This window comes from Pseudomonas sp. BF-R-01 (assembly GCF_019946615.1).
In the GTDB taxonomy this organism is placed as follows: domain Bacteria; phylum Pseudomonadota; class Gammaproteobacteria; order Pseudomonadales; family Pseudomonadaceae; genus Aquipseudomonas; species Aquipseudomonas migulae.
In genome coordinates this window covers 138,016-162,052 of the sequence record NZ_JAGYFX010000002.1, presented here as the reverse complement: position 1 = coordinate 162,052, position 24,037 = coordinate 138,016, and the positions used below count along the sequence as shown (strand labels likewise).

Below are 24,037 nucleotides of genomic sequence, written 5' to 3'. Positions count from 1 at the left end.
CAGGGCATTAGAGGTTTCTTTGACGAGGTTTGCGATGTCCCGCACGATCCGTTTTCACAAGTTTGGTCCAGCCGAGGTGCTCAAATGCGAAGAGCATGCGGCCGCTCTCCCTGCACCGGGCGAAGTGCAGGTGCGCGTCGAGGCGATTGGCATCAGCTGGTACGACATACTCTGGCGCCAGAACCTGGCGTCCTCCCATGCTCGCTTGCCTTCAGGCCTTGGCCATGAAATGTCCGGCGTCGTGACGGCGGTTGGCGATGGTGTCGATGACCTGGCGGTTGGCGACAAGGTCGCCAGTTTCCCGGCTGAAAGTCCGAACGACTATCCCGTCTATGGCGAGCAAATCGTTCTGCCGCGCTCGGCACTGACCCGTTATCCGGACGTGCTGAGCCCGATTGAAGCGGCGGTGCATTACACGCCGCTGTTGATTGCTTACTTTGGTTATGCCGATCTGGCACGGGTCAAGCCTGGGCAATTTGCCCTGGTGACTGACGCGAGCCACTGCGCCGGGCCTTCATTCGTCCAATTGGGTAAAGCCTTGGGTGTACGGGTGATTGCCGCCACGAAAACGGCCGAAGAGCGTGAATACCTGCTGTCGCTGGGTGCCGAGAAAGTCATCGTCACCGAGGAAGAAGATCTGCTTATGCGGATCAACAAGATCACCGATAACCGCGGTGTCGATGTGGTGTTCGATGGCCTGGGCGGCCCGCAGATGTCGCTGCTCGGCGATGTGCTCGCGCCTCGCGGCAGCCTGGTGCTGTATGGCCTGCAAGGGGGTAACCAGACGCCATTCCCGGCCTGCGCAGCGTTCCAGAAGAACATTCAGTTCTTTGTACACTGCATCGGCAATTTCACCGGCAAGCCGGAGTTGGGCATCATTCAGGACCAGGTCGCACTGCAACGAGCCTTGCGCGACATCAACCAGATGACCGCCGATCGCGTGCTGCTGCCGCTCAAGACTCGGGTCTTCCCGTTTTCCGAGTTTGTCGAAGCACACCGTTACATGGACGAATGCCCATGCCGCGAGCGGGTCGCCCTTCAGGTCGAACCTGCGTAACAGCCCCTGAAAAAGTCCGTGCCTGCACGGACTTTTTTATTGCCCCTCGCAAAACATTGAGACGTCTCATCGATCTGTCGATGGGTCAGTTCAGCAACTGAACTGGTTTTTGCTCTCGATCTGTATCTTCTAATCAGCATCTAAGCCTTGATAATTGAATGATTACTTTCATCTCAAGGAATGAGTCATGTCTGGGTGTCAGGCTGATACTTTTCAACGCACATTGTTAATAGATATCCGACCAACAGTAATTCTTTGCGCAGCTTTCAAAAAGACATGTGCGGCTTCTATCTTTATTTCTTGTGCTACCTATCTGTGGGACGTTGTCGGACATTTCCTAGGATGTTCTGTTAAGTCGCCAGATGCCGGTGGTACGGGGCTTTTGTGCCATCCGGCTTCGACGGATACAGCGTCGGCGATCAACTATTTCAAATAATTACCAAAAGTATAAGTGCTAGCCTTTGACAATAATGTCCAGCACTTCATCCGTGTCAGACAATCCGCTGTGCAGTGCATATCGCTGTTTATGCAGTACTGAACTTACGAGCATCAGGTAAATAAAGATGACCCATATCCATGATCAGGCGATGAACTATGTCTATCAGCAAATGCTGCAACGCTTGCTGAGTTTTTTCTCTCGGGCCGAACGCACGGCATTGCAACTGATGATCCAGCGTCTGGTGGTCGCCGCGGGGGGCATGGAGCGCATTGGCGATTACAAGGTGCTGGCCATCCAGTCCGGCTCGCGGGACAGTTGCTACACCCTGGCGCTGCTGCGCGCCGCACAACTGAGCATTGCCGGCCGGGCGCCTGCCACGTTCCAGTTGCGCGTGGCCTCCCTGCGAATGAACGGTGCCAGCTCGATGGCCCAGGAAAACATCCATCGCAGCTACAGTTCGTTGTTTCTCTACGACGATCCGCGGGTCGAAGTGCTGATGGTGGATAACCGCGAAGTGTTGCCGTTCAGCCACCCGGCACCGATCTCCGACGCCGGTCGAGAAGCCAATCGGCTCAATTTGCTGATGGTGGGCCACCGTCGAACCTGGAACGGGCCAATCGATCTGTGGGACGACGGCTATCTGGCGACCGGCGAGTTCTATGGGCAGATCGCGCGCTGGGACGGTGGCGTCGATGCCTTGGTCAGCAGTGACACGTCACGTCAGCAAAAGCAGTTTCTCGAAGGCTTGAAGCGGGCGGCGGCCAAGGCCGGGCTCAAGACCTCAAGTCCTGTTGAAACAGGCTTTGATGAACTGTTCGCCTTGCTCGATGAGATCGGCAGTGACTGCTATCGCGCGTTTTATGCCGAACAGGGGCAGGCGGCATGGCGGCCGGCCGAGCGCTTCGAGGCCTGTCGCCGTACCACGTTCATCGACATTCAAGACATGCTGGTCAGCAACCTCGAAGAGCGCTGGCCGCTGCTCACCGAGTTTCTCGGTTTTCAACCTGACGAACTGGCGGCTCAGATCAGCGACAACGAATTCGTCAGCCTTTCGATATCCGCACACGTGCGGGGGCTGCAAGCGTGCTTTGTGCACGGTCGCAGCTATGAGGCGGGTGTCGCCGAATACTTGCAACGGGCGTTGGTGATGATGCGCCGCAAGCGACTGCCGGAGCGTTTGTGCGAGCAGGCAGTGGCGGTCTTCGGTAACCCGGCGAGGCTGTCCGAACAACGTGGGCTGGCCGCGGCCGAGGCGCAAAAAAGCCTCGGTTTGACCGAGGCTCAGCTGGTGTGCCTGCTCTTCGCACCCTTTGTCGAAAACGGTGCTGCCCTTGAGCGCTTTCTGCGTCAGTGTCATCCCGGAATGCTGGTGGCGATGCCTGATCTGCACCGGGCAATGCAGGGCAATCCGGTGTCGGAGCAGATTCTGCAATGGATGGTCGACGTCAGCGGGCTGCCCGTCGGCCTGCTCGGCACACTTTACCGGATGGGGCCGGTGCCAGGGGTCGAGGGCAGGGTGGCTGACCCGGATGCTGATGGCGTGGACCTGCCATCGGAAGGCGCCAACTTTGGCGATGATGCCGCGGTGGCGGGTGAAGGGTCAGCGGGACATTGAAAGGACCACGCGAGACTGACTTTGCTTATCAGGCGGTGTACCGATACCTGACGCACCTGATCAATGAACCGGTCAGCGACACGCGCGTGCGCCTGCCGTCGTTGCGTCAGTTGGCGGATCGTTTGAGCGTGTCGATCTCGACGATTCAGTACGCGTATTCGTTGCTTGAGAAAGAAGGGCGCGTGTATTCGGTCGCCAAGTCCGGTTATTACGCGTTGCCGGTGTCCGCCATCAATGCGCCCGGCAATGGCAATGACCTGCTCGAAAGCGTTTATTTCAGTGCCAGGTGCCCAGGCATGCTGGTGTTGAGCGCCGATGAGCCGGCATTGTTGCAGCCCCTCGACAGTCCGTTATTGCTGCTGGAACGGGAACTGCTGCGCCAGTATCCGCGCCAGCCGCAACCGCCTTCGCAGCCCTGCGGCGAACTGGAACTGCGTACCGCCCTGGCGGCGCGTTACACCACCACGCCGATACGTTGCTGGCATGCCGATGACGTTTACATTGGCGCCGACTTGCGCGGCGTCCTGGAAATACTGATCGCCGTGTTGAGCCTCAAAGACGCCGCGGTAGTCCTTGAGTCTCCGTGTGACTGGGCGATTCTGCGCTTGCTTCAGGCCGCCGATGTCCAGGTGATCGAGTTGCCGCTGCAAGCCGATGGCGGGCTAGACGTCGAACAGCTCAAGAAGCTGCTGGAGACCCACCCGGTGCGGTTGGTCGTGCTGTCATCCGCTTTGAACATGCCGCAAGGCAGCCTTGCAGATGACGACAACCGACGAGCCATTGCGCAGCTCCTCGAACGGCATGGCAGCTGGGTGCTGGAAAACGATTGCTACGGTGAACTCGAATTCGAACCGGGCGGCTTGCGGTTTCGTGACCTGCTCGACCCTGACCGGCTGATCGTGTTTTCCACGTTCGAGAAAATCATCGGCCCGGAAGCGCCCTACGGCTTTCTGTTGTCACGGCATTTCAGCGCCGAATTGCAGCGGCACTTTTTGCTGCGTGCCTTTCGCCTGTCGCCGATTCGCCAGAAAGCCATCGCCCGTTTGTACGGTAACGGACGGATCGACCAGCACCTTCATGTGCTGCGCAGGTTGCTCAAGGACCGCAAGGTGCAGATGACGCAGTTGTTGCAGGAGCGCCTGGGCGATGCCTTGCATTTTGTCGAGCCTCGGGGTGGGGCAACGATCTGGGTGCGCTCCCTGCGTCAGGTTGATGTGCGGCGGGTGTTTCAGCGCCTGCTCAAGCATCAGGTGGTGATTGCGCCGGGCGAGCTGTTCAGTTTGCAGGGCCTGCACACGCAACACTTGCGTCTCAGTCATAGCTTTGGCGGTGATCATGATCTGGCCGCTGCACTGAGCCTGCTCGGCGATGCCTTGCGCCTGGAATCGGTAGACTGAGCATGTTCGCAAAACATCCTTTGCGTCCGTGGATCGATCCCATCGCGTTGCGGTCAAACTGCCAGTAAACTGCGTCCCTATTCCTGAACCACTCTATTCAGAGGTTTTGCATGACACTCAGTCCTTTTGCGGGCAAACCGGCACCGGCAGAGTTGTTGGTCGACATCCCGCGACTGGTAACGGCTTATTACACCGGCCAGCCCGATGCCGCGATCTCCACCCAGCGTGTCGCTTTCGGCACGTCCGGGCACCGAGGTAGCTCGTTCGACTTGAGTTTCAACGAATGGCACGTTCTGGCGATCAGCCAGGCGATCTGCCTGTACCGCGAAGCCCAGGGCATCGATGGTCCGCTGTTCGTCGGCATCGACACCCACGCGCTGTCCACCCCGGCGGGCGCCAGCGCCCTCGAAGTGCTGGCCGCCAACGGCGTGACGGTGATGATTGCCGAGGGTGACGAGTACACCCCGACACCAGCGATTTCCCACGCGATTCTCTGCTACAACCGTGGCCGCACCTCGGGCCTGGCAGACGGCATCGTCATCACGCCGTCCCATAACCCGCCGCAAAGCGGTGGCTACAAATACAACCCCACCAACGGTGGCCCGGCCGATACCCACATCACCAAGTGGATCGAAGCCAAGGCCAACGAGCTGCTGGGCAACAAGCTCGCCGGCGTCAAGCGCATCAGCTACGAGCAGGCGCTGAAGGCCAGCACCACGCACCGTCACGATTACCTCAATACCTATGTCGCCGACCTGATCAACGTGATCGACTTTGACGCCATTCGCGACGCCAAACTGCGTCTGGGTGTCGATCCGCTGGGCGGAGCAGGGGTGCGTTACTGGTCGGCGATTGCCGAGCATTACAAGCTGGATCTGGACGTGGTGAACACGCAGGTCGATCCGACCTTCCGCTTCATGACGGTCGACTGGGATGGCCAGATTCGTATGGACCCTTCGTCCAGCCACGCCATGCAAGGCCTGATCGGCCTGAAAGAGCGTTTTGACGTCGCGTTCGCCTGCGACCCGGATCACGATCGCCATGGCATCGTGACGCCGTCCGGTGGTTTGCTCGCGCCGAACAGCTATCTGGCAGTGTCCATCGACTACCTGTTCCAGAACCGCCCGCAATGGCGCGCCGATGCAGCCGTGGGTAAAACCGTGGTCAGCAGTGGCTTGATCGATCGCGTGGCCAAGCGTTTGGGCCGTCGTTTGTACGAAGTGCCGGTCGGTTTCAAATGGTTTGCGGACGGTCTGTTCGACGGCTCGCTGGGTTTTGGCGGCGAAGAAAGTGCCGGCGCCTCGTTCCTGCGCAAGGACGGTGGTGTGTGGAGCACAGACAAGGACGGCTTGATCCCGGCGCTGCTGGCCGCGGAAATGACCGCCCGCACCGGTCGCGACCCGAGCCAGGCGTATCGCGCGTTGACCGATGAACTGGGCGAACCGTTCTCGGTGCGGGTCGATGCCAAGGCCAATCCGCAACAGAAAGCCTTGCTGAGCAAGCTGTCACCGGAGCAGGTCACCTCGACCCAGCTTGCGGGCGAAGCGATCCAGAGCATCCTCAGCCACGCGCCGGGTAATGACCAGGCGATCGGCGGTTTGAAAGTCATGACCGAAAACGGCTGGTTCGCGGCGCGTCCGTCGGGTACCGAAGACATCTACAAGATCTACGCCGAGAGTTTCGTCAGTGACGAACACCTCAAGCAGTTGGTTGCCGAAGCTCAAACATTGGTGGATGGCGCTATTTCTGCGAAGTAAGTGAGGGCCCCTTCGCGGGCAAGCCTCGCTCCTACAAAAACGATGTCGTACGGTTCAATGTGGTCGGCGTAAACCTGTAGGAGCGAGGCTTGCCCGCGAAGGCGTCAGTAAAGCCATCGGCAAAAAAAGGGCGACTATGACAGTCGCCCCTTTTTTTGCCCGGCATTTACCCAATCAAGCCAGGTCCACCAAAACAATCTCACTGTCTTCAATGGCCGTCACGCGCAACACCTGCTCATCAGCCACCGCAACACCATCTCGAGCTTGTGCTCGCAAGCCATTGACTTCAATCACGCCCGTCGCCGGAACCAGGTAAGCACGGCGGCCATTGTCCAGACGATACTCCGCAGACTCGCCAGCCTTCAGGTTCGCCGCAACCAGGCGTGCATCCGCACGGATCCGCAGGCTTTGATCGTCGCCGGCCTTGCCGCTGGCCAGGGTCACGAAGCCTTCGCGCTGGCCTTTAGGGAACGGTTTTGCGCCCCAGGACGGTGCCAGGCCTGTTTCGTTCGGGATGATCCAGATCTGGAAGATCCTGGTTTCAGTCGCTTCCAGGTTGTACTCACTGTGAGCGATCCCGGTGCCGGCGCTCATGACCTGCACATCGCCCGCTTCGGTGCGGCCCTTGTTGCCGAGGTTGTCCTCGTGGGTAATCGCACCTTCACGGACATACGTGATGATTTCCATGTCTCGGTGCGGGTGTTTCGGGAAACCGGTACCCGAGGCGATCACGTCGTCGTTCCACACCCGAAGGTTGCCCCAGTTCATGCGTTTAGGGTCGTAGTATTCGGCGAACGAAAAGTGGTGATGAGCATCCAGCCAGCCATGGTGGGCGCCGCCCAGGGAGTTGAAGGGTCTGAGTTCGAGCATGATCGTCTCCTGAAAGGGGTGGTGAATGGCGAGCATCATCTATCAGGCACTGATCGATAAAAAGCGTAAAAAATGCCTCAATACAATCGAATAAATTGATATCAAATCACCTCGAAACATTCTCATCCAGCCTTCACTTCATCGCATAAGCCAATGACCTGTAAGCATTTCACTAGAACTGAACGGCAAATGCAGACACCATAGCCCTCAACAGCCTCACACCCTGGAGTCAGCCCGCGTGCCGCAACACACCCCCGATCTTCCTCCTGAACTTCGTCCCCTGGCCGAGATGCCGCTGCTCAAGCGCCTGGCCGCCCGATTCTTTGGCCATGGGCTGACGCGTCTGCGTGCACAACATCGGGCGTCATGGCTGCATGGCCAGGCCGACGGTTTTCGCAGCGGTCACAGCGCCGGGGTGGATTACGGCTATAAGGAAGGCAGGCTCGAAGGGTTGGAGGAAGGTCGGCAGGTGTTGCTGATTCGTGACTCGCGCTCCACCGAGCACCGGCCCCCCAACGTCGATGACAACCTGTTCGACGACTGGCGCCTGCCATTGAGCGCCGAGCTGAAGAAGCGCATGAAGGCCGATGTCGCTCGTTTGCTCGCGCCGCACGCTCAACCCAGCGCCGCGCAGTGGAAAATGATCTTCAGCGATACGCCATCGACGTCGGTCATTGCCGGCGCGGGGGCGGGCAAGTCGACCACCCTGGTACTGCGTATTTTGCTGCTGACCCACTATCTGGGCTTTGAGCTGAGCTCAATGACCGTCGTGACCTTTACACGGGAGTCGCGCAAGGACTTCATCAACAAACTGATCGAGATGTTTGCGCTCTGGGGGCGGCCGCTCGGTTTCAAGGAGGCGCGGGACCTGGTGCGCACCTTCCATTCGCGAATCCTGCCCATGGTTCGCAGCCTGCCGGGCTTCGAGCGGCTGCAAGCGTTCGAAAACCTCAGCAACCGTGTGCAAGGTGCTGATGAGGAGGCCGATAGCAATCCTTTCGACTTACGCATCAACGACGCCCAGCGTCAGCAGCTCAACGCCTGCTATCACAACCTGCACACGCGTGATGAGCGCTTTCGCGAACTGATCAAGCCGTTGTCGCGCCATGCCTTGCAGCTCAAGGAGCTGGAGCGCGATCACCCGGACGTGCAAAAACGCATGGCCGTGACCGAACTGGCCGCCAAGCGTGATGAAGAACTGTGCGACTTGATTGAAGATTTGTGGTTTCGCGCGGGTGCCTGGCCCATCAAAGGCATCGAGCCCAATCGCCAGTCGTTTGATATCAATGGCTCGACCTTTCATTGTCATGGCTATATCCCGAGCCTGGACGCGTGGGTCGTGCTGGGTTTCGATCCTCGGGAAAACCCGCAGGTCAGCCGCCCGAATGCCAAGCTCAGCGTCCGCGCGGAATGGGCGGTAAAGCGAACCCTGTTTCAAGCTTTCTGTCGTAAGCCTTTGATATGGTTAGATAGTTATGAAGCTTCAAAGCGTGTTTTGGCCTCCCTTGCGGGCGATGCCAGCGCCGGGCCGGGGTTTGATTACAAGGTCAAGGGCGAGCTCGGTTCCGCGCCGTTGCTGGACTGTTTTGTCGCGGCGGCCGGGTTTATCGAAAACCTGGGCCTGGATGTTCCGAATGCCGTGGGCCAGATGAGCTTCGCCAAGGACGACCCGGACCGGTTTTTCTTCGAGGCCTTGAGCCTGTTCTGGCGAGCCCTGGAAGATCATCTGCTGGATCAGAAGCCCCCGGTGATGACCTACAACCGCATGTTCGCCTTGTTCAGCGAGCATTCCCCGGAAAACCAGAAACTGTTGAGCGATGAACTACTGCGACCGTTGTCGCACCTGATGATCGACGAGTTTCAGGACGTATCGCCGCAGATTGTTTCCTGGATTCGTGCCAGCCTCGCCGAGATTCGCAGTCGCGGCCCGGCCATGCACGTGGGGCGCGGCGCTCAGCGTTCGTCGCTGCTGTGCGTGGGTGATGACTGGCAGTCCATTTATGGATGGCGCGGCAGTTCGCCGACGTATTTCATGGAGTTCAACAAGGAGTTCCCGTCGCCGAGCACGACCAAGGTCATGCTCAGCGACAACTATCGCAGCCATCAACACATCATCGATGCCGCCGAACACATCGTACGCGCCGCGCCGGCCATCGCCGGCAAGAAGGCCAAAGCCAGTGGCGAGTCGAAGGCTTTGTTGCCAGTCAACGTGCTCGATCGGGATGATCAAGGCTTGGCCAAGCGGTTGATGGAACACTACAGGCAGGGCGATACAATCTTGATGCTTTATCGAAAAAGCAGCGATAAGTCATTGATAGAAGAGCATATTCAGCCTGTAGTTAATGTTGATTCTAGCTTGCCGTACGAGTCACGACGACTGAAGCAGTTGACCTATCACAGCGCCAAGGGCCTTCAGGCCGACGCGGTGTTTCTGCTGGGAGACTGCCAGCACCTGACCAGTTCGCCCTACAAGAATCAGGTCTACTGCATGGCGGGTCTGGGCAAGGCTGGCGACAACGAAGCTTACGATAACGCGCAAAAAGACGAGATTCTGCGACTGGCCTATGTCGGCATCACCCGGGCGGTCAGCCATTGCTACTGGTATGTCGATGGCCAGGACACCCAAGCGGCGAACATGCCCAAGGCCTCCGACCGGATCGGCAAGGGCAAGGCGTTTTTTGCCGATCACCGGGGCAAGACATCGGCGTAAACCCGTACTCACAAAAAAGCCCACAAGATGTGGGCTTTTTATTAGGGCAATTGCGCTTCAACCTTCAGGCATAACTCCTGAGGGCCACCGGAGGAATGAAAGAATTGATCTCATCCTCCACCGCTTCAATGATTCGTTCTACGTCCGCTGCGTTCATGACAGTGGCGCACGGAATGCCGGCAATGGCGATCATGGTCTCGCCTGTTGCACGGTCAAAAAGACGGGCAATCATGCTGCCCGGTGCGTCCATGCTCGCCTCAAAACCCATGGGATGAAAATGCCAGCGCATCAGCTGGCAGGCGTTTGGAAAGGTGACTTTACTGAACCCTTTATTCATATGTTGCCCGCCTGATTCATCGAGCGCTTCCGTTAGCTCATGTTAGGAGGGAAGAGCCTTCATTGGCTCAACCGTTGACTGTCTTTAAAAGTAGCATCCGCATGTGAAAATAATGTGGATTTTTCAGGCCGATTGGCAATTGGTTGCTTTTTTTTGATTCGGGTCAAAGCGCTGTGACCTTTCAGCAAAAGGCCAGCACTGCTTGCTCATTGAAGCCGGTACGGAATTTCGGCAAGCTCGCCTTTTTCTCGTCGAGTCCTTTATGCATGCCGATGATGATGGTCCGCTGCAAACCCAGGCCACGAGCGAGACGGTCATGCGCTATCACCTGCGCTGGAAGCACCGCGACCTGGACGGTGTCATGGCGTTGTATCACCCGGACATCCAGTACAGCGACTTCTTCCAGAACCGCGTGATGGGGCTGGACGAGTTGCGCGAGTACGTGCGCAGCAGCATGCCGCGCGATCCGGATGAAGCGCTGGAGCACTCGGACCGCATCCGTCTGGACGGCAACACCGCGTTCATTCAGTACCGCATTACTCTGCGCGGTGGTGAAGGGTTGGTGTCATTTCGGGCCAGCGAGGCGATTACCGTCCGCGACGGTCTGATCTGGCGAGTCAACGAATACGCCTCGTTGGTGCATGAGCAGCCCGTCAGCAAAACCGCAAACAGTGCACGCCCGGCCGTCAGCCGGCTCGGGTTGTCGCCGCGTCAATTGAGTTTCATGGCGCAGGACCTGCAACAGTACTTCCAGCACCAGCAACCCTATCTGGACCCGGAGCTCGATTTGCAACGGGTGGCGAAGGCGTGCGGGTACAGCCGCAATCAGATGTCCTATCTGCTCAACCAGGTGCTGGGCCAGAGTTTCTACCGCTACGTTAACCAGGCGCGCTTGCAACATGTGCTCGCCGCGCTGGAGAACGCCGCGCCGCCACTGCGTATCGACGATCTGGCATTTGCCGCCGGCTTCAATTCGCTCTCGGCGTTCTACAGCTGTTTCCGCCAGCACACCGGTCTGTCGCCCAAGGCCTACGTCAAACAAATTTCTTTGCGTGCACGCGCGCAAGACAGCCTCTGAGCCCACGCACTAGGATCAACGCCATCGAAGTTTGAGTGGCGGAGTCTTGCATGCCGGCGTGGCGCACTATCAGTTTGTGGATGGATCAACTCGACGAGCCGTTGTTGGCGCGTCCGGCGCTGGAACACGATCTTGACGTCGATGTCGCCATCATCGGCGCGGGGTACACCGGGCTCTGGACCGCGTACTACCTCAAGCGCCTGGCGCCGGGCCTGAACATTGCCATCGTTGAAGCGCAGACCGCCGGTTTTGGCGCCTCCGGGCGTAATGGCGGCTGGTTGATGGGCAACCTCCTGGGGGAAGACCGTTTGCTCGCCGATTTACCGGCCGAGCGGCGGCGGGCGTCGTATGACCTGCTGCATAGCATTCCCGATGAAGTCGAAGTTGTCCTCGAACGTGAAGGCATCCACTGCGATTACCGTAAAGGCGGGGCGCTGTATTGCGCGGCGCGGTATCCGGAACAGGAAACCAGCCTGCGACAGTATCTGGACAAACTGTATGGCCAGGGCCTGACGGAAAGCCATTACCGCTGGCTCAGCCCCGAGCAGTTGGCGCAACAGATCAGAATTGCCAAGCCTTATGGCGGTATCTATGCACCGCACGTGGCGACCCTGCACCCGGCAAAGTTGGTGCGAGGTCTGGCCCGGACGGTCGAACGCATGGGCGTCAGGATTTACGAAAACAGTCCGGTCACCCACTGGCAATCGGGCAGCCTGCGCACGGCGAAGGCCATGGTGCGCAGCCGCTGGATCGTTCCGGCGGTAGAAGGGTACGCGACCACGCTGCCTCCGCTGGGGCGCTATCAGTTGCCGGTGCAAAGCTTGATCGTCGCCACCGAACCGCTGTCCGCCGCCACTTGGGACGAAATCGGCCTGAGCCACGGGCAGGCGTTCGGCGAAAGCAGTCGCCAGGTGACTTACGGTCAGCGTACGGCGGATAACCGCCTGGTGTTCGGCGCGCGGGGTGGCTATCAGTTTGCCGGCAAGCTGCGCCATGACTTCGACCTGACCGCCAGTGAAGTCGACTTGCGGCGTTACCTGTTCGGCGAACTTTTCCCGCAACTCAAGAACGTACGTATTACCCATGGCTGGGGCGGCAACCTCGGCATGTCGCGGCGGTTCAAGCCGCACATGCTGTGCGATCAAGCGAGCGGCATTGCGATTTCCGGCGGTTATGGCGGGGAGGGCGTTGGTGCCAGCAACCTGGGTGGACGGACCTTGGCCGACTTGATCCTGCAACGCGATACCGAGCTGGTTCGCCAGCCATGGGTCATTCCTCAGGGCGGTCTCGATGCACTGAAACCCTGGGAGCCGGAACCCTGCCGCTGGCTCGGCTACAACGCGATCATCCGCAGCTTCGTCCATGAAGACCAGACCCTGGCCAACCCGGCTACCGCGCCTTGGCGACGCAAACTGGCCAGCGGGGTCGCCGGGTTCATGGAAGGTTTCATGCAGTAATCGGCGCTTTCTCCATAGACAGGTACTCCCATGGGCATCACGCAGTTCAAGAACACCGCAACCCTGAAGCTGGACGAATCAAACCCGGTCGCCGTGCCGTTGGGAACTCCCGTGGCGGTGGCATCCACCACGAGTGTCGAACGCGACGACGGTGTCGAAACCGGCGTCTGGGAATGCACCCCTGGCCGTTGGCGTCGGCAGATCGTGGCCCAGGAGTTCTGTCATTTCATCCAGGGGCGCTGCACCTTCACCCCGGATGACGGTGAAACCCTCCACATAGAAGCCGGCGACGCACTGATGTTGCCAGCCAACAGCCTCGGTATCTGGGACATCCAGGAAACCGTACGCAAGACCTACGTTTTGATTTTTTGATCCTCTGATTGCCTGCCAACAAAAACTCACACAGGAATCCACTCATGATCCGAAAGACCCTGGCACTCGCTCCCCTGGCGCTCGTCGTGAGCCTCAGTCACGCTGCCGACACCGTGAAGATCTACAACTGGTCGGACTACATCGCCCCGGACACCACCAAAGACTTCCAGAAAGAAACCGGCATCGGCTTCAGCTATGACGTGTACGACAGCAACGAAACCCTCGACGGCAAGTTGATGACCGGCAAATCCGGTTACGACGTGGTGTTCCCGTCCAACCACTTCATGGCGCGGCAGATTGAGGGCGGGGCGCTGAAGAAGCTCGACAAGAGCCAGTTGCCGAACTGGAAGAACCTCAACACGGTACTGCTCAAAGCCCTGCAAACCAACGACCCGGGCAACGAGCATGGCTTCCCGTACCTGTGGGGCAGCACCGGCATCGGCTACAACATTGCCAAGGTCAAAGCGGTGCTGGGCGATAACGCGCCCGTGGATTCCTGGGACCTGATCTTCAAACCCGAAAACATGGCAAAGCTGCAGAAGTGCGGCGTGGCTATCCTCGACAACGGGCCCGAGCTGCTGCCGGCCGCGCTGAACTACCTGGGGCTGCCGCATCACAGCAAGAACCCGGAAGACTACAAGAAGGCTGAAGCGCTGCTGATGAAAGTCCGGCCTTACGTCAGCTATTTCCACTCGTCCAAGTACACCAGCGACCTCGCCAACGGCGACATCTGCGTGGCGGTCGGTTTCTCCGGCGACATCCTGCAGGCCGAAAATCGCGCCAGGGAAGCCAAGAACGGCGTGGACATCGGCTATGCGATTCCCAAGGAAGGCGCGGCCATCTGGTTCGACATGGTCGCCATGCCCGCCGACGCCCCGGACGAAAAAGCCGGCTACGCCTTCATGGACTACCTGTTGCGCCCGGCCGTCATGGCCAGCATCAGCAACTACGTGCACTACGCCAATGGCAACGAACAGGCTGACAGCCTGATCGACCCGGCAATCAAGAACGACACCAAGGTTTATCCGAGCCCGGAAATGATGGGAAAACTGTTCGCGCTGGAAGCGATGCCGCTGAACATCGACCGGATACGGACGCGGGTGTGGAACAAGATTCGCACGGGCAGCTGACAGGTTGCACCAACGCATCGGGACAGGATGTCCCGTTGCGCAATCAGCCGACCGGCTCGACCGCGCAACTCATTTGCCCCGAGCCGGGTATCTGGAACAAGGCATCGCTGCCGTTCTGCAAGAAGCTGTAGCTCCCCCGGTAATCCTTGCCGTTGAATTGGGTTGCGGAATCATTTGGCACCTGGATAAGGGTGGCAGAGGTATTCGCCCATTTCAGGTACACGACACGCGGCTCGACATTGAAGTAAGTGACGGCAATCAGCGCGTTGAGCCCGGTGCAACGAAAGGCTACCGGGCCGTCGGTGAGCCTGCTCGGATCCTTGGTTCGTGCAATCACCGAGCCTTGGCGAAGCTGATGCGCACGCTCGGCATAACTGCGGATCGTACAGGCCTTGGGTTCCGCCTCGGCAGAGCAGCGATTGCGGGCGTCCACCCAGAACCGTTGTTCGATCTCGACTTTGTCAGGCCGCGGCACGGAATGATCGTCTGTGAGCGCGAGGCGATAAAGGCGCGTCAGTTCAATGTCCATCTGCTTCAGTTGTGGGGTGCGGCAGATCAGCTTCTCGATGGCAGCGCTGGCCCTGGCGCAGTCGAAGCTGGTTGCCAGGACCGTAGAAGTCCCGGCATTCGCGCACAGGCTCGTTGCCGCACACGCACTGGCGGTAATGAGCCTGACCCACAAGGGCGTGACCCTTTTCATCTCGACTTCACCCGGATCATTTCATGAGGTCCGCGAAGAAAGTTAACCCGGTATTCAGTGTGGTCTCATTCTTCGAAAAGTCTAATTTTTACCCATGGAAGTGCGCGAATCAAAACGCCAATAGTCGGACGATTTTGATCCCGGCAACTTACTTTTATTTAATATTTAAATTGTAGATTGTCCGACAATAACGCTGGCTCACTATTTTAAATACGCCGACTTCTAATCGCGCCTATTGTTTTCGGGCATATTCTGAAGTGCGCAAACTTGACGCCAAAAAAGTAGTGGACGATTGATTTCAAATTGTGTCAGTTTTCTTTCGCCTTCATTGGGCGAGTGATAGGACGATCTCGCCAGAGATTGTTGCTATCTAAAAAAACTGTTCCATAGCAAAACAAGGAAGTGTGTTTATGTCGAAAGTAAAAGACAGCGCTATTGATTCCGCTGAACAGGCATTCCAGCCATTTCAAGCCTTGGCGGCTCCCAGTTCTGCGTTCAACCAGATCAATAGTTTCAGCCATCAGTATGACCGTGGCGGCAATCTGACGGTCAATGGCAAACCCTCGTTTTCCGTCGATCAGGCAGCCACCCAATTGCTGCGCGACGGAGCTGCCTACCAGGACAAGGACGGCAGCGGCAAAATCGAACTGACCTACACGTTCCTGACCTCGGCCTCGTCGAGCACCATGAACAAGCACGGGATTACCGGGTTCAGTCAGTTCAGTGCCCAGCAGAAAGGCCAGACCGTGCTCGCCCTGCAATCCTGGGCCGACGTCGCCAATGTCACCTTCACGGAAAAGGCCACCGGCGGCGACGGTCACATGACTTTCGGCAACTACAGCGGCGGCCAGGACGGCGCAGCGGCATTCGCTTATTTGCCTGGCACGGGCGCAGGTTACGACGGGACTTCCTGGTACCTGATCAACAGCAGCTACACGCCCAACAAGACCCCGGACCTGAACAACTACGGCCGGCAAACCCTGACCCACGAAATCGGGCACACCCTTGGTCTGGCTCACCCCGGCGACTACAACGCCGGTGAAGGCGCACCGACCTACAATGACGCGTCCTACGGGCAAGACACCCGCGGCTACAGCGTCATGAGTTACTGGAGTGAAAGCAACACCAGCCAGAACTTCAGCAAGGGCGGCGTCGAAGCTTATGCGTCGGGCCCGTTGATCGACGATATCGCGGCCATCCAGAAACTCTACGGCGCCAACACCACCACTCGCACCGGTGACACCACTTACGGCTTCAACTCCAACACCGGTCGCGATTTCCTGAGCGCGTCTTCGTCGGCGGACAAGGTCGTGTTTTCGGTGTGGGACGCGGGCGGCAAGGACACCCTGGATTTCTCCGGGTTTACCCAAAACCAGAAGATCAACCTCAATGAGACCTCGTTCTCCGACGTTGGCGGCCTGGTGGGTAACGTGTCCATCGCCAAGGGCGTCACCGTCGAAAACGCCATTGGCGGTTCGGGCAATGATTTGCTGATCGGTAACGGCGTCTCCAACGAGCTGAAGGGCGGTGCCGGCAACGACATCCTTTACGGCGCGGGCGGTGCGGACAAGTTGTGGGGCGGCACCGGTTCGGACACCTTCGTGTTCGCCGCCAGCAGCGACTCCAAACCGGGTGCAGTCGACCAGATCCTCGATTTTGTCAGCGGCCTCGACAAGATCGACCTGACCGGCATCACCAACGGTGCAGGCCTGCATTTCGTGAGCGCATTCACGGGTGCGGCGGGCGATGCCGTGCTGACGACCTCCGGTGGTAACAGCCTGCTGTCGGTGGATTTCTCCGGGCATGGCGTGGCGGACTTCCTGGTCAGCACCGTCGGCCAGGCGGCGTACTCGGACATCGTGGCCTGATTCAAGGCAAAAGGAGGGCGGCGCCGATGCGCCGCCCTTTGTCACTTGAGCCACGACCCTGAGTGAAACGCCTATGATTTGTAACGCTTTTACCTGCAAAACAAACGTGTGGCTGTTAGCCGCGCTCATGATGTTTTTTGGAGATGTAGCCATGGCAAGCAGCCTGAAGTTGGCAGACCCGTCGGAGCTGGCGGGAAAATGGCGGGTGACGCAGCAAGACAACCCGTCGATCGTTTGCCCCCTCGAATTCAAAGCCAACCAGACGTTGGGCGACGGCACAGAGTGCCTCGTCGAATGGCTGGAGGAGCAACCGGTCGGCTGGTTCCCGGAGCCCGACGGCATCGCGCTCACCGGCAAGGAAGGGTCGAAGATTGTGTTTTTCAGTCGTCAGCGCGACGGGCTGTATCGAGGCACTTCAAAGTCCGGGCTGATCATAATACTTGAGCATCCGCTTGATTAATCGAGATGCGCCAAGTTGTTATTAAAGTGTAAGTAACGACCTCGTCAGGCAGGCGAGGGATAACACCTCAGGAAGAGCCCATGAAGATGGCGAATAACCCGGTTTCCACGCCGTTAATAAGGGCGCTGGGTGATTACAAGAGCATTCTGATCAGCGTCGGTTGTTTTACGGCGCTAATCAACATTCTGATGTTAGTGCCCTCTATATATATGCTCCAGGTCTATGACCGGGTGCTGTCATCGCAAAATGAAACCACGCTGGCCATGTTGTCGCTGATGGTCGTGGGGTTCTTTGCGTTTATTGGCTTGCTGGAGATTATTCGCAGTTTTATCGTCATTCGTATCGGCAGCCAACTGGAGCGCCGCTTCAACCTGCGGGTTTATCAGGCCGCTTTCGAGCGCAATTTGTTCAGGGGCGAAGGCAACGCCGGGCAGTCGCTGGGGGATTTGACTCACATTCGCCAGTTCGTGACCGGCCCGGCGCTGTTCGCCTTCTTCGATGCCCCCTGGTTCCCGGTGTACCTGCTCGTGATCTATCTGTTCAACGTCTGGCTCGGCGTGTTTGCCACAGCGGGCGCGGTAGTGCTGATCGGGCTGGCGTGCCTCAATGAGGCCATGACCAAAAAGCCTTTGGGAGACGCGGCGGTTTTCTCCCAGAAGTCCAGCCAGATGGCCACCAGTCACCTGCATAACGCTGAAACCATTCAAGCCATGGGCATGCTCGGCGCCTTGCGTCATCGCTGGTTCCAGGTGCATTCGCGTTTCCTCGGCCAGCAGAACAAGGCCAGCGACACCGGCGCGGTCATCAGCTCCCTGAGCAAAACCTTGCGTCTGTGCCTGCAATCCCTGGTATTGGGTCTGGGCGCGCTGCTGGTGATCAAGGGCGACATGACCGCCGGGATGATGATTGCCGGTTCGATCCTGATGGGCCGCGTCCTGAGCCCCATCGATCAACTGATCGCGGTCTGGAAACAGTGGAGCGGCGCCAAACTCGCTTACCGCCGTCTCGATGCTTTGCTGCAAGCCTTCCCGCCGGCCGACGACGTCATGGCGCTGCCGGCGCCGAAGGGCCACATCCGTTTTGAACAGGTCAGCGCCGGTCCTCCGGGGCAGCGTGGTGCGACGTTGCACCTGGTCGATTTCAGCCTCGATGCCGGCGAAGTGCTCGGCGTGCTGGGCGCTTCCGGTTCCGGCAAATCGACCCTGGCCCGAGTGCTGGTCGGCGTCTGGCCGACCCTTGGTGGCACGGTGCGCCTCGACGGTGCCGATATCCATCGCTGGAATCGCGACGAACTCGGTCCCTACATCGGTTATCTGCCGCAAGACATCGAACTGTTCAGCGGCAGCATCGCGCAAAACATCGCCCGGTTCCGTGAGGCCGATCCGCAAACCGTCGTCGCAGCTGCGCAACAGGCGGGTGTGCATGAACTGATCCTGCGCATGCCTCAGGGTTACGACACGCTGCTCGGCGAGGACGGCAGTGGTTTGTCCGGCGGTCAGAAGCAGCGCGTGGCACTGGCACGTGCCTTGTACGGCAAGCCGAGCCTGGTGGTGCTGGACGAACCGAACTCCAACCTCGACACCGTGGGTGAAGCGGCGCTGGCTAGCGCCATCGCGCACATGAAAGCCCAGGGCACCAGCGTGATCCTGGTGACTCACCGCTCTTCGGCACTGGCCCAGGCCGACAAGTTGCTGGTGCTCAACGACGGTCGTTTGCAAGCGTTCGGCCCGAGCCAGGACGTGCTCAAGGCGCTTTCCGGCGCCCAGGAACAAAAGCCTGCGCAGGCACCGGGTGGGTTGAGCATGAGCCGGCAGTATCAGCCCTCGACAAGGAGTTCGGGTGTATGAGCAACCTCAACGAAGCCAGCATGGAACACGACTACATCGCCGAACGCCCCGAGCGCGATGCGCGGTTTTTTGCGCGCATGGGCTGGATTCTGGCCATCGTCGGCGCCGGCAGTTTCTTCACTTGGGCCAGCCTGGCGCCGCTCGACCAAGGCATCCCGGTGCAAGGCACCGTGGTGGTCTCGGGCAAGCGCAAAGCGGTGCAATCGATGAGCAGCGGGGTGGTCAGCCGGATTCTGGTGCGCGAGGGGCAAGCGGTGAAGCTGGGTCAGCCGCTGTTTCAACTCGACCAGACCCAAGTCGCCGCCGACGTGCAATCCCTGCAAGCGCAATACCGCATGGCCTGGGCCAGCCTGGCGCGCTGGCAAAGCGAACGGGACAACCTCAAACAAGTGAGTTTTCCCGCCGAACTGAGTAACGATCCCGACCCGCGTCTGGCGCTGGTACTGGAAGGCCAGCGCCAGTTGTTCAGCAGCCGCCGTGAAGCGTTTTCCCGCGAGCAGGCTGCCTTGCGCGCCAGCATCGAAGGCGCTGGCGCGCAACTGGCCGGGATGCGCCGCGCACGCTCGGACTTGACCGCCCAGGCCAGTTCCCTGCAACAGCAACTGAGCAACCTTCAGCCGCTGGCGGATAACGGCTACATCCCGCGCAATCGGTTGATGGAGTACCAGCGCCAACTGTCGCAGGTGCAACAACAGTTGGCAGAAAACACCGGCGAAAGCGGCCGGGTGGAGCAGGGCATCCTCGAATCGCGGCTGAAACTGCAACAACACATCGAGGAGTACCAGAAAGAAGTCCGCACCCAGCTGGCCGACGCGCAGCTCAAAAGCGTGACGCTGGAGGAGCAACTGACCTCCGCCGGTTTCGACTTGCAGCACAGCGAAATCATCGCCACCGCCGACGGCATCGCGGTCAACCTCGGGGTGCATACCGAAGGTGCGGTGGTGCGCCAGGGCGAAACCCTGCTGGAAATCGTTCCGCAGGGCACTCGCCTGGAAGTCGAAGGGCATCTGCCGATCAACCTGATCGACAAGGTCGGTACGCACTTGCCGGTGGACATTTTGTTCACCGCGTTCAACCAGAGTCGCACGCCACGGGTTCCCGGCGAAGTCAGCCTGATTTCCGCCGACCAGATGGTCGATGAGAAAACCGGCGCTCCGTATTACGTACTGCGCAGCAGCGTCAGCGAACACGCCATGGAAAAACTCAACGGCCTGGTGATCAAGCCCGGCATGCCCGCGGAAATGTTCGTGCGCACTGGCGAGCGTTCGCTCCTCAACTATCTGTTCAAGCCGCTGCTCGACCGGGCAGGTTCCGCGTTGACCGAGGAATAAGGATGTTGCGCTGTATGAATAAGCTGTCTGTGTTTGCGGCGAGCCTTGTGCTGCTGACCTGTAAGCCGACCATGGCCATGGGACCGTTCGACCTTTACGAGCAAGCGTTGCGCAATGATCCGGTGTTCCTCGGCGCGATCAAGGAGCGCGACGCCGGCCTTGAAAACCGCGCGATCGGCCGCGCCGGGCTGCTGCCGAAACTGGGTTACAACTACAACAAGGGCCGCAACACCTCCAAGGTCACTTACCTCAACGAGCGCGGGCAAAACCAGAGCGATGACCGCAACTACAGCAGTTACGGTTCGTCGTTGACCCTGCAACAACCGCTGCTGGATTACGAGGCCTACGCGACGTACCGCAAAGGCGTGGCGCAGTCGCTGTTCGCCGATGAGAACTTTCGTGGCAAGAGTCAGCAATTGCTGGTGCGGGTGCTGGAGAACTACACCCAGGCGCTGTTCGCCCAGGACCAGATCGACATCGCCCAGGCCAGGAAGAAAGCCTTCGAGCAACAGTTCCGGCAGAACGAGCAATTGTTCCGTCAGGGCGAGGGCACGCGCACCGACATCCTCGAAGCCGAGTCACGCTACGAGCTGGCAATCGCCGAAGAAATCGAAGCCCGCAACGAACAGGACGCGTCCCTGCGAGAACTGGGCGCGCTGATCGGCGTGCCGGCCGTCGACATCAGCGATCTCGCGCCGCTGGATCAGCAGTTCCAGACCTTCACCCTGCAACCGGCCAATTACGACACCTGGCATGAGATGGCGGTCGCCAACAATCCGGCCCTGGCCTCGCAACGTCAGGCGCTGGAAGTGGCGCGCTACGAGGTGGAGCGCAATCGCGCCGGGCACCTGCCCAAAGTCAGCGCCTACGCAACGGTGCGCCAGAACGAATCGGAAAGCGGCAACACCTACAACCAGCGCTACGACACCAACACCATCGGCATCGAGGTCAACGTCCCGCTGTACGCCGGTGGCGGTGTCTCGGCGTCGACCCGTCAGGCCAGCCGCGCCATGGAACAGGCCGAATACGAACTGGACGGCAAGACGCGGGAAACCCTGATCGAGTTGCGTCGCCAGTTCAGCGCGTGCCTGTCGGGGGTGAACAAGCTGCGGGCCTATCAGAAAGCACTGACGTCCGCCGAAGCGCTGGTGGTGTCGACCCGGCAAAGCATTCTCGGCGGTGAGCGGGTCAACCTCGACGCGCTGAACGCCGAACAGCAGCTCTACACCACACGCCGCGATCTCGCGCAGAGCCGCTACGACTATTTGATGGCATGGACCAAGTTGCATTACTACGCCGGCACCTTGAACGAGCAAGACCTGGCCAAGGTTGACGAAGCATTTGGGCAAGGCCCGAAGGAACGCCGGAAAGATCTCTGACAATTCCAACAAAAGAGAGGCTTTACCATGGGTGTGTACGATTACAAAAACTTCGGCACAGCAGATTCGAAGGCGTTGTTCACTGACGCTATGGCAATCACGCTGTACTCCTATCACAACCTCGATAACGGCTTTGCCACCGGTTATCAGCACAATGGTTTCGGCCTGGGTTTACCGGCGACGCTGGTGACTGCGTTGATTGGCGGTACTGACTCCCAGGGTGTGATTCCCGGCGTGCCGTGGAACCCGGATTCGGAAAAAGCCGCGCTGGCGGCGGTGCAGAAAGCCGGCTGGACGCCGATCACCGCTGCGCAGCTGGGTTACGACGGCAAGGTTGATGCACGCGGTACGTTCTTCGGCGAAAAGGCCGGGTACGCCAGCGCCCAAGTGGAGATCCTCGGAAAGTACGATGCGCAGGGCCATCTCAGCGAAATCGGCGTGGCCTTTCGCGGCACCAGTGGACCTCGGGAAAGCCTGATCAGCGATTCGATCGCCGACGTGATCAACGACGTGCTGGCAGCGTTGGGCCCCAAGGATTACGCGAAAAACTACGTGGGCGAGGCCTTCGGCGACTTGCTTGCCGATGTTGCCGCGTTTGCCCGGGCCAATGGCTTGTCGGGCAAGGACGTGCTGGTCAGTGGCCACAGCCTTGGCGGCCTGGCGGTCAATAGCCTGGCGGACCTGAGCAACGACAAGTGGGCCGGGTTCTACAAGGATGCCAACTACATCGCCTACGCCTCACCGACGCAAAGCAGCACCGATAAAGTGCTGAACGTCGGTTATGAGAATGACCCGGTGTTCCGCGCACTCGACGGCTCGTCCTTCAACTTGTCGTCGCTGGGCGTGCACGATGCGCATCAGGACTCGGCGACCAACAACATTGTCAGCTTCAACGATCATTACGCCTCGACGGCGTGGAATGTGCTGCCGTATTCCATCCTCAATATTCCGACCTGGATTTCCCACCTGCCCACGGGGTATGGCGATGGCATGACGCGGGTGCTGGAGTCGAAGTTCTACGACCTCACCAGCAAGGACTCGACCGTCATTGTTGCCAACCTCTCTGACCCGGCGCGCAGCAGCACCTGGGTTCAGGACCTCAATCGCAACGCCGAAACCCACAAGGGCAGCACCTTCATCATTGGCAGCGACGGCAACGACCTGATCCAGGGCGGCAAGGGTAATGATTACCTGGAAGGCCGCGACGGCAACGACACCTTCCGCGACGGCGGCGGCTACAACATCGTGCTGGGTGGCAAGGGCAGTAACGTGCTGGATCTGCAGCAGTCAGTGAAAAACTTCGATTTCGCCAATGACGGCGCGGGGAACCTGTACATCCGCGATGCGCAGGGCGGCATCAGCATCACCCGCGACATCGGCAGCATTGTCACGAAGGAGCCGGGGTTCCTCTGGGGGCTGTTCAAGGATGACGTGACCCACAAGGTCACCGCCAATGGCCTTGCGGTGGGCAATGACCTGACGCAGTACGCGTCCACGCTGAAGGGCGGAGCGGGGGCCGATACGTTGAAGGCGCATCCCGGCGGTGATTGGTTGTTTGGTCTGGATGGCAACGACCATCTGGTGGGCGGCCAAGGCAACGACGTGTTGGTGGGCGGGGCAGGAAATGACCTGATGGAGGCGGGTGGCGGGATCGATACGTTCCTGTTCAGTGGCGCGTTTGGCCAGGATCGGATCGTGGGTTATCAGGCGAACGACAAACTGGTGTTTCTCGGGGTTCAGGGGGTGGCGCCGAATGATGACGTACGCGCCCATGCCACGGTTGTGGGGCAAGACACGGTGCTGACGTTTGGCAGTGATTCGGTAACGTTGGTCGGGGTTGGGCTGGATAGCCTGGCCAATGTCGTCATCGCTTGAAGGTGATGTGGCGCCTGTAAGGGCCTCTTCGCCGGCAAGCCGGCTCCTACAGGTTATCGGTGTTTTCATGAACGACGCATGACCTGTAGGAGCCGGCTTGCCGGCGATGAACGATAACGCGGTCTTCAGTCTTCCTTGCGAACCGTGGCCACGTCATTAACCTTGACCTTCACTTTCGCCCCGGAAATATCTTCGAACTCGTAAAAGCCTTCTTTGGTATTGGCTTTTGGCATGTCCTTGGTCAAATATTGAGTGCCGTTCTGCAGTGTCACCACCGTTGGCGTCGAGCAACCGGCCAGGGCCAGAAGGGCTGCCGCTACCAGTGGCAAACCCAGTGTCTTGAATTTCATAACCACCT

General features: G+C 59.3%; 19 protein-coding genes. 15 read left to right on the top strand and 4 right to left on the bottom strand.

The features are described 5' to 3' along the window. Positions 1–34: 34 nt before the first annotated feature. The 4 genes from KGB27_RS02255 to pgm all read left to right on the top strand — a co-directional run bounded on the left by KGB27_RS02255 (position 35) and on the right by pgm (position 6,265). Positions 35–1,057, top strand: coding sequence for a zinc-dependent alcohol dehydrogenase family protein (locus tag KGB27_RS02255; RefSeq protein WP_008044290.1), 1,023 nt, complete (start codon positions 35–37; stop codon positions 1,055–1,057). 563 nt (positions 1,058–1,620) lie between these two features. Beyond that, positions 1,621–3,111: a hypothetical protein gene (locus KGB27_RS02250; RefSeq protein WP_223552974.1), complete on the top strand. Its 1,491-nt coding sequence runs from the start codon at positions 1,621–1,623 to the stop codon at positions 3,109–3,111. Further along, positions 3,108–4,508: a PLP-dependent aminotransferase family protein gene (locus KGB27_RS02245; protein WP_223552972.1), complete on the top strand. Its 1,401-nt coding sequence runs from the start codon at positions 3,108–3,110 to the stop codon at positions 4,506–4,508. The genes KGB27_RS02250 and KGB27_RS02245 overlap by 4 nt, the downstream gene beginning before the upstream one ends. Positions 4,509–4,618: 110 nt before the next feature. Then, the gene (gene pgm / locus KGB27_RS02240; RefSeq protein ID WP_192416332.1) at positions 4,619–6,265 is read left to right on the top strand and encodes a phosphoglucomutase (alpha-D-glucose-1,6-bisphosphate-dependent); all 1,647 of its coding nucleotides are present in this window, start codon (positions 4,619–4,621) and stop codon (positions 6,263–6,265) included. Between the two features lie 174 nt (positions 6,266–6,439). On the opposite strand, the gene KGB27_RS02235 is transcribed toward pgm, so the two are convergent. Then, positions 6,440–7,135, bottom strand: coding sequence for a pirin family protein (locus KGB27_RS02235; RefSeq protein WP_008044296.1), 696 nt, complete (start codon positions 7,133–7,135; stop codon positions 6,440–6,442). 238 nt (positions 7,136–7,373) lie between these two features. On the opposite strand from KGB27_RS02235, the gene KGB27_RS02230 reads away from it, so the two are divergent. Continuing rightward, complete coding sequence (locus KGB27_RS02230; protein ID WP_223552970.1) at positions 7,374–9,845, top strand: UvrD-helicase domain-containing protein; 2,472 nt, start codon at positions 7,374–7,376, stop codon at positions 9,843–9,845. Between the two features lie 64 nt (positions 9,846–9,909). Here the strand turns inward: KGB27_RS02230 and KGB27_RS02225 are convergent, their stop codons facing one another. After that, positions 9,910–10,182, bottom strand: a complete 273-nt coding sequence (locus tag KGB27_RS02225; protein WP_223552961.1) for a DUF1652 domain-containing protein — start codon at positions 10,180–10,182, stop codon at positions 9,910–9,912. Between the two features lie 262 nt (positions 10,183–10,444). Between KGB27_RS02225 and KGB27_RS02220 the strand changes: the two genes are divergently transcribed. Genes KGB27_RS02220 through KGB27_RS02205 form a run of 4 tightly spaced genes read left to right on the top strand, consistent with a single transcriptional unit; the run spans position 10,445 to position 14,219 of the window. Then, positions 10,445–11,260, top strand: a complete 816-nt coding sequence (locus KGB27_RS02220; protein ID WP_008026304.1) for a helix-turn-helix transcriptional regulator — start codon at positions 10,445–10,447, stop codon at positions 11,258–11,260. Positions 11,261–11,310: 50 nt separating this feature from the next. Then, positions 11,311–12,717: an NAD(P)/FAD-dependent oxidoreductase gene (locus KGB27_RS02215; protein WP_223552959.1), complete on the top strand. Its 1,407-nt coding sequence runs from the start codon at positions 11,311–11,313 to the stop codon at positions 12,715–12,717. A 30-nt stretch (positions 12,718–12,747) separates the two neighbouring features. After that, positions 12,748–13,089, top strand: a complete 342-nt coding sequence (locus KGB27_RS02210; RefSeq protein WP_008026311.1) for a cupin domain-containing protein — start codon at positions 12,748–12,750, stop codon at positions 13,087–13,089. Between the two features lie 44 nt (positions 13,090–13,133). Then, the gene (locus tag KGB27_RS02205; RefSeq protein ID WP_223552957.1) at positions 13,134–14,219 is read left to right on the top strand and encodes a polyamine ABC transporter substrate-binding protein; all 1,086 of its coding nucleotides are present in this window, start codon (positions 13,134–13,136) and stop codon (positions 14,217–14,219) included. 43 nt (positions 14,220–14,262) lie between these two features. Here KGB27_RS02205 and KGB27_RS02200 read toward each other — a convergent pair whose 3' ends face one another. After that, positions 14,263–14,919: a hypothetical protein gene (locus tag KGB27_RS02200; protein WP_223552955.1), complete on the bottom strand. Its 657-nt coding sequence runs from the start codon at positions 14,917–14,919 to the stop codon at positions 14,263–14,265. Positions 14,920–15,329: 410 nt separating this feature from the next. On the opposite strand from KGB27_RS02200, the gene KGB27_RS02195 reads away from it, so the two are divergent. The 6 genes from KGB27_RS02195 (at position 15,330) to KGB27_RS02170 (ending at position 23,679) form a co-directional block, all read left to right on the top strand. Continuing rightward, positions 15,330–16,787, top strand: coding sequence for a serralysin family metalloprotease (locus KGB27_RS02195; protein WP_223434323.1), 1,458 nt, complete (start codon positions 15,330–15,332; stop codon positions 16,785–16,787). A 73-nt stretch (positions 16,788–16,860) separates the two neighbouring features. Beyond that, positions 16,861–17,247, top strand: a complete 387-nt coding sequence (locus KGB27_RS02190; RefSeq protein ID WP_207284344.1) for an AprI/Inh family metalloprotease inhibitor — start codon at positions 16,861–16,863, stop codon at positions 17,245–17,247. 80 nt (positions 17,248–17,327) lie between these two features. Beyond that, the gene (locus KGB27_RS02185; RefSeq protein WP_223552953.1) at positions 17,328–19,094 is read left to right on the top strand and encodes a type I secretion system permease/ATPase; all 1,767 of its coding nucleotides are present in this window, start codon (positions 17,328–17,330) and stop codon (positions 19,092–19,094) included. Then, entirely contained in the window at positions 19,091–20,425 is a 1,335-nt protein-coding gene (locus KGB27_RS02180; protein WP_223552951.1) for an HlyD family type I secretion periplasmic adaptor subunit, read from the top strand. The genes KGB27_RS02185 and KGB27_RS02180 overlap by 4 nt, the downstream gene beginning before the upstream one ends. Positions 20,426–20,427: 2 nt before the next feature. Further along, positions 20,428–21,804, top strand: a complete 1,377-nt coding sequence (locus KGB27_RS02175) for a TolC family outer membrane protein (protein ID WP_223552948.1) — start codon at positions 20,428–20,430, stop codon at positions 21,802–21,804. A 27-nt stretch (positions 21,805–21,831) separates the two neighbouring features. Beyond that, complete coding sequence (locus KGB27_RS02170; RefSeq protein WP_223552946.1) at positions 21,832–23,679, top strand: polyurethanase; 1,848 nt, start codon at positions 21,832–21,834, stop codon at positions 23,677–23,679. A gap of 125 nt (positions 23,680–23,804) precedes the next feature. Here KGB27_RS02170 and KGB27_RS02165 read toward each other — a convergent pair whose 3' ends face one another. After that, positions 23,805–24,029 carry a YgdI/YgdR family lipoprotein gene (locus tag KGB27_RS02165; RefSeq protein ID WP_223552945.1) on the bottom strand — a complete coding sequence of 75 codons (225 nt, stop codon included), beginning with the start codon at positions 24,027–24,029 and terminating at the stop codon, positions 23,805–23,807. Between the last annotated feature and the right edge of the window lie 8 nt (positions 24,030–24,037).

Coding starts and splice junctions, on each gene's coding strand:
- KGB27_RS02255 (WP_008044290.1), top strand. CDS start 35: ATGTCCCGCACGATCCGTTTTCACAAGTTTGGTCCAGCCGAGGTGCTC.
- KGB27_RS02250 (WP_223552974.1), top strand. CDS start 1,621: ATGACCCATATCCATGATCAGGCGATGAACTATGTCTATCAGCAAATG.
- pgm (WP_192416332.1), top strand. CDS start 4,619: ATGACACTCAGTCCTTTTGCGGGCAAACCGGCACCGGCAGAGTTGTTG.
- KGB27_RS02235 (WP_008044296.1), bottom strand. CDS start 7,135: ATGCTCGAACTCAGACCCTTCAACTCCCTGGGCGGCGCCCACCATGGC.
- KGB27_RS02225 (WP_223552961.1), bottom strand. CDS start 10,182: ATGAATAAAGGGTTCAGTAAAGTCACCTTTCCAAACGCCTGCCAGCTG.
- KGB27_RS02220 (WP_008026304.1), top strand. CDS start 10,445: ATGCATGCCGATGATGATGGTCCGCTGCAAACCCAGGCCACGAGCGAG.
- KGB27_RS02215 (WP_223552959.1), top strand. CDS start 11,311: ATGCCGGCGTGGCGCACTATCAGTTTGTGGATGGATCAACTCGACGAG.
- KGB27_RS02210 (WP_008026311.1), top strand. CDS start 12,748: ATGGGCATCACGCAGTTCAAGAACACCGCAACCCTGAAGCTGGACGAA.
- KGB27_RS02205 (WP_223552957.1), top strand. CDS start 13,134: ATGATCCGAAAGACCCTGGCACTCGCTCCCCTGGCGCTCGTCGTGAGC.
- KGB27_RS02200 (WP_223552955.1), bottom strand. CDS start 14,919: ATGAAAAGGGTCACGCCCTTGTGGGTCAGGCTCATTACCGCCAGTGCG.
- KGB27_RS02195 (WP_223434323.1), top strand. CDS start 15,330: ATGTCGAAAGTAAAAGACAGCGCTATTGATTCCGCTGAACAGGCATTC.
- KGB27_RS02190 (WP_207284344.1), top strand. CDS start 16,861: ATGATTTGTAACGCTTTTACCTGCAAAACAAACGTGTGGCTGTTAGCC.
- KGB27_RS02185 (WP_223552953.1), top strand. CDS start 17,328: ATGAAGATGGCGAATAACCCGGTTTCCACGCCGTTAATAAGGGCGCTG.
- KGB27_RS02180 (WP_223552951.1), top strand. CDS start 19,091: ATGAGCAACCTCAACGAAGCCAGCATGGAACACGACTACATCGCCGAA.
- KGB27_RS02175 (WP_223552948.1), top strand. CDS start 20,428: ATGTTGCGCTGTATGAATAAGCTGTCTGTGTTTGCGGCGAGCCTTGTG.
- KGB27_RS02170 (WP_223552946.1), top strand. CDS start 21,832: ATGGGTGTGTACGATTACAAAAACTTCGGCACAGCAGATTCGAAGGCG.
- KGB27_RS02165 (WP_223552945.1), bottom strand. CDS start 24,029: ATGAAATTCAAGACACTGGGTTTGCCACTGGTAGCGGCAGCCCTTCTG.